The sequence below is a fragment of the Nonomuraea sp. NPDC049750 genome (assembly GCF_040659625.1).
Taxonomy (GTDB): Bacteria; Actinomycetota; Actinomycetes; order Streptosporangiales; family Streptosporangiaceae; genus Nonomuraea.
Genome location: NZ_JBFANB010000050.1, coordinates 32,687 through 48,099 on the forward strand (window position 1 = coordinate 32,687; position 15,413 = coordinate 48,099).

The 15,413-nt window shown below is 62.9% G+C and carries 13 protein-coding genes; 6 read left to right on the top strand and 7 right to left on the bottom strand.

All coding sequences use genetic code 11. The features are described 5' to 3' along the window. Positions 1 to 158: 158 nt before the first annotated feature. From AB0J16_RS56240 to AB0J16_RS56250, 3 genes are all read left to right on the top strand, one after another. A complete protein-coding gene (locus tag AB0J16_RS56240) occupies positions 159 to 410 on the top strand; it encodes a hypothetical protein (RefSeq protein WP_358556558.1) in 252 nt (83 codons plus the stop codon). Next, the gene (locus tag AB0J16_RS56245) at positions 407 to 2,488 is read left to right on the top strand and encodes a hypothetical protein (protein WP_358556561.1); all 2,082 of its coding nucleotides are present in this window, start codon (positions 407 to 409) and stop codon (positions 2,486 to 2,488) included. The genes AB0J16_RS56240 and AB0J16_RS56245 overlap by 4 nt, the downstream gene beginning before the upstream one ends. Before the next feature lie 113 nt (positions 2,489 to 2,601). Next, complete coding sequence (locus AB0J16_RS56250; RefSeq protein ID WP_358556564.1) at positions 2,602 to 3,072, top strand: hypothetical protein; 471 nt, start codon at positions 2,602 to 2,604, stop codon at positions 3,070 to 3,072. A 142-nt stretch (positions 3,073 to 3,214) separates the two neighbouring features. Here AB0J16_RS56250 and AB0J16_RS56255 read toward each other — a convergent pair whose 3' ends face one another. Together AB0J16_RS56255 and AB0J16_RS56260 are read right to left on the bottom strand one after the other, a co-directional pair. Continuing rightward, on the bottom strand, positions 3,215 to 4,195 hold the full coding sequence (locus AB0J16_RS56255) for an HNH endonuclease (RefSeq protein WP_358556567.1): 981 nt from the start codon (positions 4,193 to 4,195) through the stop codon (positions 3,215 to 3,217). A 290-nt stretch (positions 4,196 to 4,485) separates the two neighbouring features. Beyond that, positions 4,486 to 8,082 carry an AAA family ATPase gene (locus AB0J16_RS56260; protein ID WP_358556570.1) on the bottom strand — a complete coding sequence of 1,199 codons (3,597 nt, stop codon included), beginning with the start codon at positions 8,080 to 8,082 and terminating at the stop codon, positions 4,486 to 4,488. 287 nt (positions 8,083 to 8,369) lie between these two features. On the opposite strand from AB0J16_RS56260, the gene AB0J16_RS56265 reads away from it, so the two are divergent. Then, entirely contained in the window at positions 8,370 to 8,819 is a 450-nt protein-coding gene (locus AB0J16_RS56265) for a nitroreductase family deazaflavin-dependent oxidoreductase (RefSeq protein ID WP_358556631.1), read from the top strand. 248 nt (positions 8,820 to 9,067) lie between these two features. Here the strand turns inward: AB0J16_RS56265 and AB0J16_RS56270 are convergent, their stop codons facing one another. Next, the gene (locus AB0J16_RS56270; protein ID WP_358556573.1) at positions 9,068 to 9,274 is read right to left on the bottom strand and encodes a DUF397 domain-containing protein; all 207 of its coding nucleotides are present in this window, start codon (positions 9,272 to 9,274) and stop codon (positions 9,068 to 9,070) included. Beyond that, on the bottom strand, positions 9,262 to 10,077 hold the full coding sequence (locus tag AB0J16_RS56275; protein ID WP_358556576.1) for a helix-turn-helix transcriptional regulator: 816 nt from the start codon (positions 10,075 to 10,077) through the stop codon (positions 9,262 to 9,264). The genes AB0J16_RS56270 and AB0J16_RS56275 overlap by 13 nt, the downstream gene beginning before the upstream one ends. A gap of 228 nt (positions 10,078 to 10,305) precedes the next feature. Here AB0J16_RS56275 and AB0J16_RS56280 point away from each other — a divergent pair, with 228 nt between their 5' ends. Then, on the top strand, positions 10,306 to 10,965 hold the full coding sequence (locus tag AB0J16_RS56280) for an ATP-binding protein (protein WP_358556579.1): 660 nt from the start codon (positions 10,306 to 10,308) through the stop codon (positions 10,963 to 10,965). Between the two features lie 444 nt (positions 10,966 to 11,409). Here the strand turns inward: AB0J16_RS56280 and AB0J16_RS56285 are convergent, their stop codons facing one another. After that, positions 11,410 to 12,564, bottom strand: coding sequence for an HNH endonuclease (locus AB0J16_RS56285; RefSeq protein WP_358556581.1), 1,155 nt, complete (start codon positions 12,562 to 12,564; stop codon positions 11,410 to 11,412). A 290-nt stretch (positions 12,565 to 12,854) separates the two neighbouring features. Further along, complete coding sequence (locus AB0J16_RS56290; RefSeq protein WP_358556584.1) at positions 12,855 to 13,301, bottom strand: nitroreductase family deazaflavin-dependent oxidoreductase; 447 nt, start codon at positions 13,299 to 13,301, stop codon at positions 12,855 to 12,857. A 661-nt stretch (positions 13,302 to 13,962) separates the two neighbouring features. Here AB0J16_RS56290 and AB0J16_RS56295 point away from each other — a divergent pair. Beyond that, on the top strand, positions 13,963 to 14,631 hold the full coding sequence (locus AB0J16_RS56295) for an HIT family protein (RefSeq protein WP_358556587.1): 669 nt from the start codon (positions 13,963 to 13,965) through the stop codon (positions 14,629 to 14,631). Here AB0J16_RS56295 and AB0J16_RS56300 read toward each other — a convergent pair. Next, positions 14,628 to 15,356: a class I SAM-dependent methyltransferase gene (locus tag AB0J16_RS56300; protein WP_358556592.1), complete on the bottom strand. Its 729-nt coding sequence runs from the start codon at positions 15,354 to 15,356 to the stop codon at positions 14,628 to 14,630. The two genes, AB0J16_RS56295 and AB0J16_RS56300, sit on opposite strands and share 4 nt — an antisense overlap. Positions 15,357 to 15,413 lie beyond the last annotated feature (57 nt).

A 15,413-nucleotide genomic window follows, 5' to 3' on the forward strand; every position in this document is an offset into this window, starting at 1 on the left:
AAGGCAAGCCCTGGCGGTCTAGATCGACGGCTCGGCTGACAGGAATACCGTTTCCGCCCGGCGGCATGACGCCGGGAATGGCGGCGTGGCAAAGTGAATCGGAGCGAATTTGAGACTTGAGGGGTGCGGCTTGCGTACCACTTCGGTGGGAGGTCTTCATGGCTACTCGTGCCGAGTTGATGAACGCGTTGCGCCGCGCGCAGGAAATTTCGGACCAGCACTGGCATTCCCTGGACCGGCCGCTGCTGCAAATGTCGAGCGGACGCACGTGGACGGGGCCGGTCGCCGACAGATTCGGCGCTGACCTGACTCATCAGCGTGCGGAGCTGTGGCGGGGGCTTCGCGGGGTCATCGAGCATCTCGACGAAACGATCTCCAATCTGACTGCGATGGGGCCGAGAGACGAATGACTTTCTCCTCGATTGACCCCAAAGAAATGCACCAGCTCGGATCCGGCGTACAAAATGCGGGAAAAGGTCTGGCCGAATGTGCCGCCCAGCTTCGGGCCATTCTGAACGAGGTCGAACTCACGCACCCCGGGGTGGCGGCGATCGGCCGGATAGGGCAGTGGCTGACCGAGCAGGCGCCCGACCTCTACCGGCGGCGCGATCTCGCGTACGAGGCCGAGAAGGTCGACGTAGACGTGTTCGGCAACCCGCTCCCCGGCGCGGTCGTCGCTCCTGGGCTGACCCGGATCGACGAGTCGAGAATGATCCCGGCCAAGGTACGTGCCGAGGCGGCGCTGGCGGCTCCACTGTTCGCCGCCACCGCACGCGGGGACGCGAGCGCGCTGCAGAAGCTCGCCGCTTACAAGTGGCGGCTGTCTGACCCGCAGTTCGCCACCGCCCTCATCGAGCAACTCGGCCCGCGGGGTCTCCTCACGATCCCCGCCGCCATGGGGACCCAGGTGCGCAAGGCGCTCAACGCCGATCGCGATTCGGCGGAGGCCATCCGGCGGCAGAACCGTGACGTCCTGTCCATGCTGAGCAAGGCGCTCGCCACAGCCACCGACGTGACCAAGAACGTGCATGTCGGCCGGAAATTTGCGGAGGAGCTGAAGCAGCAGGGACGCGCGGAGATAGCGGCTCCTGACATGGGCGGGCTAACGAACCCCGGATATTGGTCACTCGGCCAGATCCTCGCGGCGGCGCCGAAACAGGCCTACAGCGAGTGGTTCATGAAGACCATCGGCCAGGACATGATCCGCTGGGACCGCGATTACCTGAAAGAGCATCGCGCACGATTCCTGCCCAAGGACACCGACGCCTACAACCTGCCCGCTCCCATCGACACGCTGCCGTTCCAGGGCTCCACCGCCATCGGCGCCGCTGACCCAATCGCCGCGTTGATGACGGTCGCGAGCACGTCGCGTGAGCGCGCCCAGACCCTGCTCGACGACAAGGACTTGCTGAAGTACCTGATGAGCGACCGGCGCCCGCAGTGGGAGATGGGCGATCGCGGCGAATCGCTGGGTGAGGCCATGGAAGCCGCCATGAAGGGCACCGATGCCGACTCCAAGCGACTGGCCGCCAGAGCCACCCAAATACTCGCCGACGAGGTGAAGCCGCAGGTGTCGTTCAACGACGCCGGGGATATCGAGATTAAGAACCCGTCGGAACTCGATCGGCTCTCCGGCATCCGCGACAACATGGGCCGCATCCTGGCTGAGCACTCCGACGACGTCGTGTTCTCCTACTTCTGGAACCAGCAGCGGCCAGCCGACGACGAGCTCACGGGAAATGTCGAGGGGAAGAATACGGCGCGCTTCAGCCCGGCCGACCTCGATCTCGCCATGCTCGATGTGGCCTCCGACGACAAGGGTTACCAGGCCCTGCTTCGCGGGGAGATCGCGGACATGAGGGGCAAGGTCGATCAAGGGTTGGCCATGGGGGACGGGAAGAAGCTGAACAATGTGATTGCGCTCAACTCCACAGCGCTGGGGCATCTGGTGGAGGCACGCCGGATGGCACTCGTCGGCCGAGGCAAGGAGGCGGACGCCGCGGACGAGGAGTTGCGGAAGATGATCCAGGACGGGATCGGCCTCGTCCCAATCCCCTTCGCCGACAAAGTTGGCAAGGTGGGCCTCAAGGCGGCCAGCAGCATCTACGAGACCTTCGTCCAGGACGGCTACACGAAGGCCGGGGACTGGCTCGCGGAGCAGAGCGGCCATGCTGGTGGAAAGGCGGTCAAGGCCTTCGGTGATGCCGCCTCGAATGACATAGCCGCCCAAGAGTTGGTGAAACAGATGCTCGCATCGTCCGCTGTGGCTCATGGAGCTTATGACCACCAGGATCTCAAGGGATCCTTCGTGACCGGCGACCCGCCGCGGGTGAAGGATCCGCGCGACATGAACAAGGACGAATACGAAAGGTTCATGAGCTGGCTAACTGACAAAACCACGGTGCCGGCCAATTTCAAGGAAGCACAGCAGAGTGCCTCTATAGGGGCCAAGGAATTCCGTGACGATGTCAAGGCTGCGATCAAATGAGTAGGCGCCTAGTAGGGCTCTGCGCGGCTGTCGCCCTCACGGTGATCGCTGGGTGCACGCCGGACAAACCCGTGGCCTCTCCGACGCCTAATTCTCGGCCCGTACGGGGGTCCGTGGCCGACCAGCCTCCCTACCTCTGCTATTTCATCCCGCAGACGGCGGTGGCCGACTTGACGGGATACGCCGGTTCATACAAGACGAGTGGTGACAAACGCGACCCTGTCGCGTATGACTGCGGCATCTCGAACGAAGAGCAGAGCCTGTTCATCACACGTTACGAGGTCTCAGGCTCCCGGAGAACCATCGAGCAATACCTCGGATGGGCGGAGAAGAGCAATCCGAGCGAACTTCCCAAGGAACTGGGTAAGGGTTTGATCGCTGACTTCGAGGTGCGGGCCAATCCGTACCGGACGGTGGAAGCCTGGTTCCGCTGCGGATCCAACAACTCGCTCATCGCTATCACCGTCAAGAAGAATTCTGCACGAGATCAGGACCACGACCTCGTTCAGCTCATGGAAATCGCTCAGCGGCGGTTCGCCGAGATGTTCAAGTGCAAACCTGATGGCCCGCCATCCGGCAGATGACTCAGTCCGATGCCAGCGCTCGTGTCGATCAGCGTTAGCCGGGATCCTCAACACAAGCCCGACCCACATCGATGCCATCGTCCGAATGTGTCACAGACGATTCCAGTGTCTGGCTAGCCTTGCCTATAGCCGTAACAGTGAATCAGTTAGGTACATCCCTTGTAGACTTGGGTGCTGCGAGAAACACCTCATTCAGATGCCATTCCAGAAATTCCTGGCTGGGTCGGTCGGCTGCGTTGGTAAGCATGGTGACCGTGCTCCCTGCGTGCCGGTAGACCTCGTCGCCGACCCCGAACTCTTCGCGTAAACGCGGGCTGACCAGCAGCCGGTGGTCCGTATCGATCGCGAGATATCCCTGATCGAATAAGGTGTGCACGTCCGAACGCAGCAGAATGCCGTTGTCCAGACGGTGCTCGCCTCCGCGTGTGACCGGGCGAATATGGGCTGCTTGCAGCACCGGGCGGATCGTCGAGCCGGTGATGGCGCAGCGTCCCCCATAGGCGTTGAGGACCACAGCCCTGAAGGCGCGCTGGCCAAGACGCCGGGGGGCCAGGCGGGGATCCCCGAAGACGGGGCCCTCGCGCCGCCACGGCTGTGACACGTCGGCAGCGCCGTCTCCGAGCAGGCGGGCCACGAGGTCGGTGAAGTAGCCGGTATAGGAACCGGCGGACATGTCGTAGCCCTTGCCCTGAACGATGTTAGGGGCGAAGTCAGGAGGTGGGTCCGCTGGAGTATCGAAGAATCGAGTGTCCCGAAGCAGGACGCAGCCGATGACCGGGTCCTCGCTCGCGGCTATGGGGCGTTGACGATACTTGCTGATCCTCTCCTTCATCTGCTCCCGGCTGTCGGCGCCGTTGGCCTCACCGAAGATCTTCCACGCCTCGGACAGGGGAAGCGGCTCGAAGGACTCGAAAATGCCGCCGCCGATCACCCGGTCGTACGGGAAGTCTCCGACCGGGTGCCTGCTCGGATGATGAGTTTTGAAGAAGAACGGCTCGCCGGGACGCAGCGCGCGGAAGCTCGTGCTGCCCGAGGGACGCCAGAAGTTGGCCTCTGTAATCGCTGGGCGCGCCGCCAGGAAGCGATACCAGTCGCCGTCAGTGACTCCGACATATGCCTTCACGTACGGAATTGTGCAGCCCGAAGATCGTTTCTGCTAGTGGATATGCCCGAGGAAGGCTGGCGGATCGCCGCGTCGTACTGATGTCGGTTCTCAGGACGCCGAGCTCAGGCGCTGTGCGAACTCGTGCTGGCGAAGGCGGAGGCAGGTCATGGAGGCCGCATGGGGTGCACCGGAAGGCGTTGCGATGTCGAGTCGGTGCGTGACGGACAGAAGCAGTGGGTGGCGCCGAGGGGTCGCTGCGCTGCCAGGGATGGCATCGCTGCCCGCCGCGAAGTATCAGGGAGCAATAGTCACGGGAGGCCGTACCGACTGCGGTCTTGAGGGATGAGCGTAGGCAAGAGGAAACCGCTGGCCTGGTGCAAGAGCGACTCAGTGTCATCAGGCATTGTCCATGTGCGGATCGTGTTATCTCCAGCGATGAGGGTGATCCGTCGTTCGTCAGGAGACCAGGTGAGATCGAGAAAAACGCTCGCATTGGCGTCCAGAATCGCTAACGCCTTCCCTGTGGCCGGAGACCAAAGGCGAACCGTGGTGTCGGCTGCGGTTACGAGGAAAGCGCCTGTGGATGACCATGCGAGCAGTTCTACGGCAGATTCGTGACCGAGGCAGCTGTGCCTGAGGTCACCGGTCTGCGTGTCCCAGAGACGGGTCTGACCATCTTCAGCGCCGACGGCGAGCAGCCCACCGTGGGGCGACCATGCCAAGGCGGTTGCGCGCTGCGGCGCGCATTCGATCGATAGAGCGGTGTCGCCTGTGTGGGCGGCCCAGATGCGGACGGTATCGGCGCCGTCGCATCCTGCAATCCGTGAACCGTCCGGTGACCAGGTGACAGCACCGAAATGGGGGTCGGCCCGCGTCATCGTTGCCGCCGGTCGCCCAGTGTCCACGTCCCAGACCGTGACCTGACTGTCTTCTGCCAGCCACCAGTCATGACTCGAGGCCGCTAGGTATCGCCCGTCGGGGGACCAGGCCATTTCGCTCAACATTGACGGTTCATAGTTCAGGCGGCCCTCGCAGCGCCCGGTGTGGCTGTTCCAGATCTCGATGCTGTCTCGGGCCAGCGCCACCCTTTTGGAGTCGGAGGCCCAGGTGATCTGTCGGCGGTCGACGTCCCCGTCGCCGGCGAGTTGCTGCACGTCCAGGGAGTCTTGGTCGGGTGAGCCGGATGCGAGGTAGACCTGGCCTGGGTCGAGTCCCCACGCGACGATTGCTCGGGAGTGGTCGGGTGACCATGACGCTGCCCTTATCCGGGTGCTCAAGGTCGGGAAGATCTCGTCGTTGCCGATATCCCAGATGGCTGCCTTGCTTCCGAACTCCGTGCAGAACGCGAGGAGACGGCTATCGGGAGACCAGGAGAGAGACGTGAAGTGTTCATCCTCCATGGGCTTGCGCCGGAGGACGTTACCTTCGACGTCCCAGAGCTCAATGAAACCTTCCATGAGCTGACCGGGGTCGTCGTCGGACATGCGCTCGAGCTCCGCCATTGACAGGTTCATATGGCGTGGCTGTACGGCGACTGCGAGGAAGCAGCCGTCAGGTGACCACGCGACGGCGCTCGCGGGTTTGGACCACCACGAATGGACGTCGTGGCTGGTGTCCGCCGCGATGATCCTGACACGCATGTTGCGGCGCCTTTTGGGACGCTCGGCCACGAGAAGCGATCGGCTGTCTGGGCTCCATGCGACGATGTCGCAGGGCCGGTCCACGCTGACGCTCAGCGTTTCCTGGTCGGCCGAGGGATCGATCAACAGAAGTTGTTCGTCGCTGAGAATGGCGAGTCTTGACTGGTCTGGAGCCCAGGCGAGGCGCTGGGCGTATGGAGCCGGGATGGTCCGGCCCGGTAGCTTGCCGTCTTCGGGGGCGGTGGAGCGGACAGTCCAGATGAGGATGTCCTTGTACCCGACCTGACCGGCGAGGAGATTCCCATCAGGGGACCACTCACACTTCTCCAAGTCCATCGACGTGAGCGGGTCTAGTGCGCTATGACCGAGTTCGCGGATGCTCTCCATGTCCCAGAGCGACGAAGAATGGTCCTCAAGCTCCGTGATGGCCCGTGAGCCGTTCCTGGACAATTTGGCGTCTTGGAGCTGCCCGCCCGCTTTGTCGTGCGGAAGTGTGTCGTACTTGATGCGGTTTCCATGAAGGTCCCATGAGCAGATGGACGCGTCGCGAGAAATGGATATCAGCCCTGATCCGTCAGGAAGCCATGCGAGCGAGAGGATGCTGTCGCTGTGGCCGATCGGAATACGGGTGAGGGTGGGGCGGGCCATCAGGCCCCACAAGGCCAGCACTGCTTCCTCTGACGGGGACAACTCCTCCACGGCTGCCTTGGCCAGTGCGATGGCGAGCAAGCGGTCCTGGTCCCGAATGGCCTGAGCTCGTTCGGCGACGACGGTTGCCTGCAGAGATACGTCGATCTTCGCGTCGTCATGCGAGGCTTCGAGGTAATCCCGGACCGTTTTTGACTCAGGAAAGATGCTGAGGAGCTCGGTACTCTCGCTCAGCACTTGCCCGCGCAAGAGATAGTCCCGCGATCTTCCCGACGTCACCCACTCCTCTGCTCGCAGCCCGAGGATCTTCAAGCGTCGCAGCTCGTCAGCGGAGCCTGCGATGAGGCGCTGGAAATAGTCCCACTGCCGGATCAGGGCGTCGTGCGCTAGATCGAGGCGGCTGCCGTTGTCGACGTCCACGATCAGGCGGGCAGCGCGGAACTCCTCTGCCACGCGCTGGGAGGTCTCGCTGAGGTCTTGCCGTGCCACCGACTGGCGTACAGGCTCGCGGTCGCCCCAGATGACGAAGCGAAGCAATGTCCTGTCTATCTCCTCGTCGCTGTAGACGACACGTAGCCCTTGGTGTACCTCTTCGGCGTGCCTGGCTATGGCGCCAACCACTCGCCCGGCTCGGTTGAACGCATCGGCCGTGACGACACCGTCCTGCCCGCAATCTGTATGGAGTCGCTCAAGAAGATGGCTGAGCAGCGGCAGGGCGTCGCCTACCGTGGCCTCAGCGAGCATCTGATCGAGCACCTCATCCTCAATCACCAATCCGGCCGCCGCGGCCGGCTTGACGACGATTTCGCGGAGCTTCTGATCATCCAGTGGATTGATGCTGAAGGGCCGGACGAAGAGAGGGCCATGCTCGTGCTGGTCGAATTCCGAGAGGGCCTCCGGCCTGAGGGCTGCCACGATGTGAAGTGACAGGTCGGAGGACAAGGCCGCATAGAGCAGGCTCAAGAACAAGCTTCGCTCTGGCGGGGAAGTGAGCGTTACCAGCTCTTCGAACTGGTCGATCACAAGGAGGGTCCGGTCACCCCGATCGCGGGAGGCCGCGAGGGCAGAGAGCAGAGCGTCGAGCCGGGGCGCGGCTGTCAGCTCGGCGTCGAGCCGGCTTGCCTCTTCGCGTAGGAGCCGGGCCGTACGGGCGACAACCTGAGCGTGGGGAAGTCCAGGCGTGGGCTCTTTTCGTGTCAGGCATTCGGCGAGTGCTGTAAACGGGCTGGAGCCGGGGTGGATCGTCCCCAGGACGGACCAACGGGATGAAAGGCGCGGCAGGAGCCCTGCATGGATCAGGGAGGACTTTCCGCTGCCGGAAGGACCCACTAGCGGTATGAGCCGCCACGACGGATCTATGCCCGATCTGGTGAGTCTCGAAATAATCCGGGCAACCTCGATGTCGCGGCCGAAGAAGACCTTGGCACGATCAACCGTGAAAGGGGAAAGGCCGGCATATGGGCTGCCCGGCCCTTGCCACATGATGCGCCGCTTCTCCCGCAGACGCCCGATCGCTTCGTAGCCAAGAGCGGCAGAGACGCCGAGGACCAGCCACGCAGGCGCATAGCGGTCGACGAGTGGTAGTGGCTGCGGCCAGGTTTCCGGGTTGGCGGTCACTAAGTTCGTGCCAAATCCGAAGACCAGCCCAAGGAGGAGGGATCGTATCTCTAGTCGCGTACGTGACTTCCCGCCCACGGTGTCCTCACTGCCTTCGCGCATGTTCAACGTACCAGCTCAGTTTCGCCCAGGCCCATGCTCGTGGCGGCCTATGTTCTATCCCGCTTCTTATTGGCCGAGCCTCTCCCACACGGGCGGGACACTTGCTGGCAGCGTGGTGAGGATGAATTCGCGCGGTGGTGTTGAACTGTGCAACTTCATCCGTAGGCGAGGATGGGATGGACGCGATGCCTCTTGAGGGCGAGTACGAGCCGAGTCCGGCGCAGTGGGTGCGCGAACAGGTCGAGCTGTATGAGAGCTCGGACGGCACGCAGGGGACGACGCTCTGGGACACGGGACTGCCCGTCGTCATTCTCACGACGCGCGGCGCGAAGAGCGGCAAGATCCGCAAGATCCCGCTGATGCGTGTGGAGCAAGAGGGACGGTACGCGGCCGTGGCCTCGAAGGGCGGTTTCCCGAGTCACCCGGTCTGGTACTTCAACCTCAAGGCCGACCCGCACGTGGAACTCCAGGACGGGTCCGTATGTCAGGACATGACGACCCGTGAGATCACTGGAGACGAGAAGGCCGAGTGGTGGGAGCGCGCGGTCGCCGCGTATCCGCCGTACGCCGAATACCAGGAGAAGACCGATCGCGTGATCCCCGTCTTCGTGCTGGAGACGGCGGCCGGGGATTGATCGGCTACTAGGACGGGAGCCGGCCGTACCTGTACCTGTGGGTGCATAGCATCGGCACCCGCCGTATTAAGATCGACGGCCAGGTGGTGCGGGAGGTGAAGAGCAGCGGCCCGTACGGCGCGTGCCAGGTGACGGTCGACAAGCCCTGAGCAGCGCTGCCCCAAAGGCCGCAACCGTCGGGCAGCGCCCCGCTATGCCGATGCCGCCTCCGCGCAACAAACCGTGAACCTGTGAGGGCCTTCTAAAGATCAGAGGTCGAACTCGCCGTGGGCCGCTCCGTGTAGGAACGCAGCCCACTCATCGCGCGTGAAGATCAAGGAAGGCCCGGTGGGGTTCTTGCTGTCGCGCACCGCTACGACGTTGGGCAGATTGGTTGCCACTTCAACGCATTGGCCGTTGTCGCCGCTGGCGGTCGCCTTGCGCCACTCCGCCTTGTCAAGGTTCAGTTCGCCCATTTCTTTATCGCATCCTCTATAGCCTGTTGCGACACTGTATGTGGAAGTGCGTCCGCTCTGATGTTGTCATATCTCACCTTGAGTTGCGCGACTGCATCGTGATCGCCGGTGACATGGCCAGACAGGACCGAGTCGGCTGAGACAACCTCAGAGCCGTCGCGGAGACGTGCCAGCGCGAACGCGCTCATCGTGCCAGCCACGCAACCAGCAGCGGTAGGCACTAGCTGGACAGTGATTCGTGGATGCCGTGAGAGCTCTTGCAGGTGGCGAAGCTGGTTCAAGAGGATCTCTGACCCTCCGATCGGACGATGCAGCACGCTGTCTTCGATCAATGCCAGGAAGACCGGCGGGGTGGGACTGTCGAAGATCTGCATGCGTCGCGTACGAGCCTGAACCCGTTCCTCTGCCCGGTCGGGAGGGGACGTCGTGGAGAAGATCGCTCGCGCGTACTCCGGGGTCTGGAGTAGTCCGGGTACCAGGAGCGGATCCCACGACTGAAGGATGACCGCCTGCGGCTCTATCTCCTCCACCCAGCGTGCAAACCAACCGAGGGCGGGTGAATGGGTTATTTGCCTATATAGCTTTGCGAAATGCCCGTCAAGGTCGAAAGCCTGATCGGCCGCTTCGGCGAACTCCAGTGTCGGCGTACGGCGCCCTCGTTCGACATGGCTGATAAGAGAGGTATGACATCGCATCCGGACGCTTAGTGATATTTGAGAAAGCTTCGCCTTCTTCCGGTAGCGCTCCAGGTCGGAAGCGAAGCGCGCCCGAGGTGACATCTGATCGCTGTTGTCGGTATCCACCCTGCCCTCCGATCATCATGCCAGTCGCCCATGGAATATCCCGGGCTGCAGTAATAGAACGACAGGTGCGTGACAGATAATACAGGCTTTGCGCCTCCTTTTGTCGTCCAGTTTCGTGAGGTGGAGGCTCTGCTGTTCGCCGATATTGCTCATGCTTGGGTTCCACGCAGCAACGAAAGACAGGGCTTCCGTCGCGTGCGGTGAACGGATTTCCAGTCCCATGCGGAGGTGGTCGGCGAGATGGACGCGCACTGCTCAGCTCGTAGAGAGGTCGCCCGGCTCGTACATCCGGAGCTTGATCGGCAGGCGGAAGGCGGTGCGGGGCATGAACGGGACATACAGGCATCGCCGGCCTCAGCGGGTGTGGATTCACGCGGCCGTTGTCGAGGTCACGATATTAATGGGGCGGCGAAGAAAGGTGCGAATCAACACAACTGCATTGAGCTGCCGGCTTTTCCGGTATCTGTGTCGATCGCGCGTAGGTATGTCGCGCTGGTACTGGAGAGCTGGGGATGCGAGGAGCTGATCGACGACGCCCGGCTCATCGGTAGCGAGCTGGTGACCAATGGCATAAAAGCCGTCGAACTATGCGAAATTGCTCCGGAAGCAGAGATCGAGACGTTCGGGATGCTCGCCGGGTGTGATCGGCACGTGTGGATCGCCCTCCACCGGACGGCCAATGACGTGGTCATAGAGGTGTGGGATCCCAGCCTTAAGCCGCCGAGAATCGGTCATCCCAGCGCCTCGGAGGTGGGCGGACGAGGGCTGCAGGTGGTCGACAAGACAGCCGCAGAGTGGGGTTGTCGATGGCCGAGCACCGGCGGGAAGATCGTCTGGGCCCTGCTGAAGATCGGGCAGCAGCCTGGAGGACTGGATGAGGCGCGTTGAGGCCATGGCGGACTCGATGCGAGCGGCTGACGTCCTGGCCCCACCCACAAGTCTGGTGACGAAGACATGGCCGTGCCCTGGACTCGCTCCGCACCCACCTCACCGGACAGACGGCCCGAAGACTCTCCTGGAGTGGACCACGGACAACCCGTCCCGCTCTCGGATCCTCGAATACACCTGCTCGTGCACCACGATCGTTTACGAGCTCCTGGCCTGCGGCGGCGTCTATCGAATCCGCCGCAGGGACCAGGCGTCGTCTCCTCGCGAGTCATACGCCGGCCCGTGGCGCCGCGAGGTGGCCGAACGTATGTGGGTGCTGATCATCTCGGGCGAGGCCAGCTTATGTTCGTGCCTCACCTCGGCCGCGACTGTTGGGTTCGTCGCAGGAGACTCGTGGCTGAGAGATCCGACAACTCCGATCGTCGGCTGAGCACGTGTTATGAGTCAGTACAAACTGCGGTGGTACGTCAGATACTGCGGATCGACGTCGTGCCCGGGAACGGTGCGCAAGCGGCCCCTCGACTCGCCGGTGAGCCGGTTGATCACCGTGAGGTCGTCCTGGACGATGATTGCGCCCTGGTCGAAGAGCACATGGTCGTTGGGGCAGAGGCAGAGGAGATTGCCGATCACGTCGTAGCCGTCGTGCGGGCTGCCGAGCGGGCGGATATGCGCACCCTCGGCGTACGGTCCGTTAGGGAGCAGCAGCCGGACCCCGCACATCTGGCAGGTCTGATCGTGCAGCGTCTTGATCAGCAGTGAGAGCGCGCTGTCCCGGACGATCCTCTTGACCGTGGCCGGGCGGCGTTCCGGCGTACGTAGGTCGTCGTGCGGCGGGAGTGGCTCATTGTCGAGGTCGCTCAGACCGACGCGTACGAGCAACGCGTTCTGATCCACGTCTGGGAAGTACGTGCTCAAGAGGTACGCGCTCGCTTGAGACCGTACCGCCTGGTCCTTTCTCACCAGGTCGTACACCCACTCGCGTAGACCGGAGACCGGCTGGGTTCGGCTCATCCACGCCAGCGGTGGGCTGCCGCTGGGGCGAGGCGGTTCCGGGTGGTCGGGCAGCGTCCATAACCCGAAGTGCGTGAGCTTCAAGACCGGGTATTCAGGAGTGGGGCGGTCGCCCGGCAGGCCGAACTCTCTGATGAGTGCGCTGATCTCGGCGCGTGTGGCATCCCAAGGGACAAGACGTTCCGCTCGGTGTGCGGCGCGGCCGAGGGCCCACAGCAAGGTGAGCGGCTGGTGCCGTTTAGGGCGGCCGTTCGAGACGGCGGTGTCGAGATTTCTGAGCATTTCGAGGAATGCCGAGGCAGGCGACGCGTCTTCGCGCGAAGTGACGAGGAATCCCAGGTGGCCGAGGGCCCTGCCGACCGTTGCGGCCCCTCCGGAGAACTCCGAAGCGCGAAGCGGATGCCCGTCGACACCGCGGTGTGCCACGCCGGCGATGGCCTTGGAGTCGTAGCGGCGGCCGTTGCGGATGATGAAGTAGTCGCGTGCTTCTCGGTAGCCGTACCGCTGCAGGAAGGCGTCGCGGCCCAGCTGGTCGTACTCCTCGATAGCCGCCAGGACCATCTCGCGATCGAGATCGGATAAAGCCATTGGATCACGATATGTCCGGGGACCGACGGCCGCGTGGATGCTGGGCCTCCCTCTGGCCCTCGAGCACGGGCTGGACTGGCGTGCCACCGGACGCGGCGCCAAGTAGACGATTCAGGCTTGTCCCGGTTAATCAAAGGGCGTCGAACGGAGCGATCACCAAGGTGGCGCCGCCCGTGAGAACCCGCCGCAAGAGGCACGCACGAGTCCCGCCGCGAGGACGAGCGCGGCGGGACTCACAGGTGCTGGTGGACGCGGTGGCACGCGTCCAGTGGGGCAGGCTTTCCCTGCGGTCAGACTTCGACCGGCTCCAGCACGAACACCGGGATCTCCCGATCCGTCTTCTTCTGGTAGTCGGCATACGGCGGATACGCCGCCACCGCACGCTGCCACCACTCGGCCTTCTCCGCGCCAGTCACTTCACGGGCCCTCATGTCCTGCTTGACCGGGCCGTCCTGAAGCTCCACACGGGGCTCGGCCTTGAGGTTGAAGTACCAGACGGGGTGCTTGGGAGCGCCGCCCTGCGAGGCGACCACGGCGTATCGGCCTTCGTGTTCGACACGCATCAGTGGCGTCTTGCGGATCTTGCCGCTCGCGGCGCCCAGGTTGGTCAGCACAACGACGGGCAATCCCGTGTCCATCAAGGTCGTGCCCTTGGTACCGCCGGAGCTCTCGTACAGCTCCACTTGCTCACGCACCCACTGCGAGGTGCTGGGTTCGTACTCACCCTCAAGAGGCATGGCATCCGTCCCTAGGTCGGCCGACTCGCGTGCGAAGGGTTCAACATCCGCACCGTGCGGGTTTCATCCATGCCTGGTCTCGGTCGCTTGCGGTGACGGCGCCGGCAGCCTTCCGGGGGCGGGCCGCAGTGGCGCCGACGCGCTCGGTGATGATCCGGCAGACGACACTATGCGTTCGTGGCCCTCGTGCCGCAGTCGGACCTCGTCACCGACCCGGACGGCGTGCGAGGGTCTGACGCCTACCCCGTTGCCCCAGACGTGTCCGGCCCGGCAGGCGTTGGACGCGATCGAACGAGTGATGCGCACCCTGCCCCTCCAGACAGGCCGCGGATCACACACGCCCAGCTCACGGTCTTACAACATGAGAACGCTTCGGCCCTGCCCCGTGCGGACAACGTGAATGCTTACCCGAAGTGCTATAGCCCCTTGTTTATCCTGTGGACGGCCTGATGGTGGCCTTGGTCGGCGCCGTCCGACGGCGTTGCCATCATTTGCGTCATCGCAATTCAGCTGCCGGGGAAGTGACAAATATATCCCCCGAGCCATCTCAAGGTGGCAATCTGAGTACTATTCCTGAGGTCGCATCGCCCCGTATCAGAGTAACTATCGACAAGTGCAGATCGAAGTCGGACGGCCGATATCCTCATTAGGGTGGTGTCACATGGTCATCTTTGACGGGACTCTCGATTGCCCTTTCTGCGTCCTGTTGGCGGAGGGGCGATCGCCCGTTTGGGAGCATTTGTTTCACGCCGAAAATGGCGATGAGGTCATCTTCCGAACTGAATCGTTCTCAGTCGTTCTCGACACCGCGCCGCTCGCGGAAGGGCACCTGCTCATCGTCACCGATCGCCATATGCCCTCACTTGCGGGCCTCTCGAAAGCCGAACGCGACGAACTCCAAGTGGTCAAACGTGACGCTGAATCGAAACTCAGGGATGTGTACGGTACGATCACCTACTTCGAGCATGGCGCGGAGAGTTTCGCGCGGCATGCGGGAGCGTGCATCGACCACGCCCACCTGCACTTGGTCCCGGGAGGCGTCGACATCTTCCCACTCGTCGCTCACGACTACCCGAATGTCGAGTCGTTCACTTCATATGAGGACGCGCTCGAAAGCCTGGCCGGCCGTGCCTACCTCATGTTCGGCCGGGATGCAGGTCCTGCTTATGGAGTGCACGCCCCCGCCTGTGTCACGCAATACCTCCGACGTTTGGTCTCCCAAGTGGCCGGGTCCAAGGCTGTATGGAACTGGCGTGATTCCGTTCGTTGGGCCGATGCCCTCTCGGTCCGGGACCAATTGCTCAATGCCAGGAAAAAACTGCGTTCTTAGCCTTGCGAGCGGCGTGCGAAGCCTTGCACGACGCTGGCGCGATGATTGTAGATGAGCTCGTCGCGTAGCATGAGGCTGTCAATCGTGAAGCTCTCCTCGGCCAGGACGCGCCGGGTGTATTCTTCGCTGAAGAAATGCCTGACCTGGCCCTCGCTTCGAAAGAGGTCAGGGCCGAGCTCATCGCCTTCGCCATAGAGCGGGTCGTCGGTGGACCTGCAGGTGAACAGAATTCTTCCGTCCGGGCGTAGCACACGGTGTATCTCGCGGAAGATGTTCCGGGTGACCGTGTCGGAGAAATAATGCAAGGAAAGTCGTGCGTAGACCGCGTCAAACGCACTGTCCGGAAAAGCCAAGGGCGCTCGCAGGTCTTGGACAAAAAAGCTGACTCCGGACGCACCCTGAAAGCGCATGTTCTCATCGATGGCGAACTCTGAGAAGTCTGTCGCGATGACCGTGTGTCCCTGTTCCTGCAGGAAGACGGCATCTCTCCCGCTGCCACACCCCAGTTCGAGAATCCGTTGGCCGCGGCCGAGGCTGTCGGCGAGAAGGCGGGCGAGCGGAGCCGGACTCATTCGTTCATCGTTGTTCCAGTATTTACGATGATGCCCATTCCACAGTTGCAACTGATCGACATCATCAACCGATGAGACTGGTGTCCCATTCGATGCGACGATGTCGTCGATGCCCTGAATGCCTGCCGCTTGGTCCTTGATCAGGTAGGCCATAACTGACCATATCAAGGCGAGCCAAGTCCAAGCGAGGCTGGGCGTTGATTTTCTGTT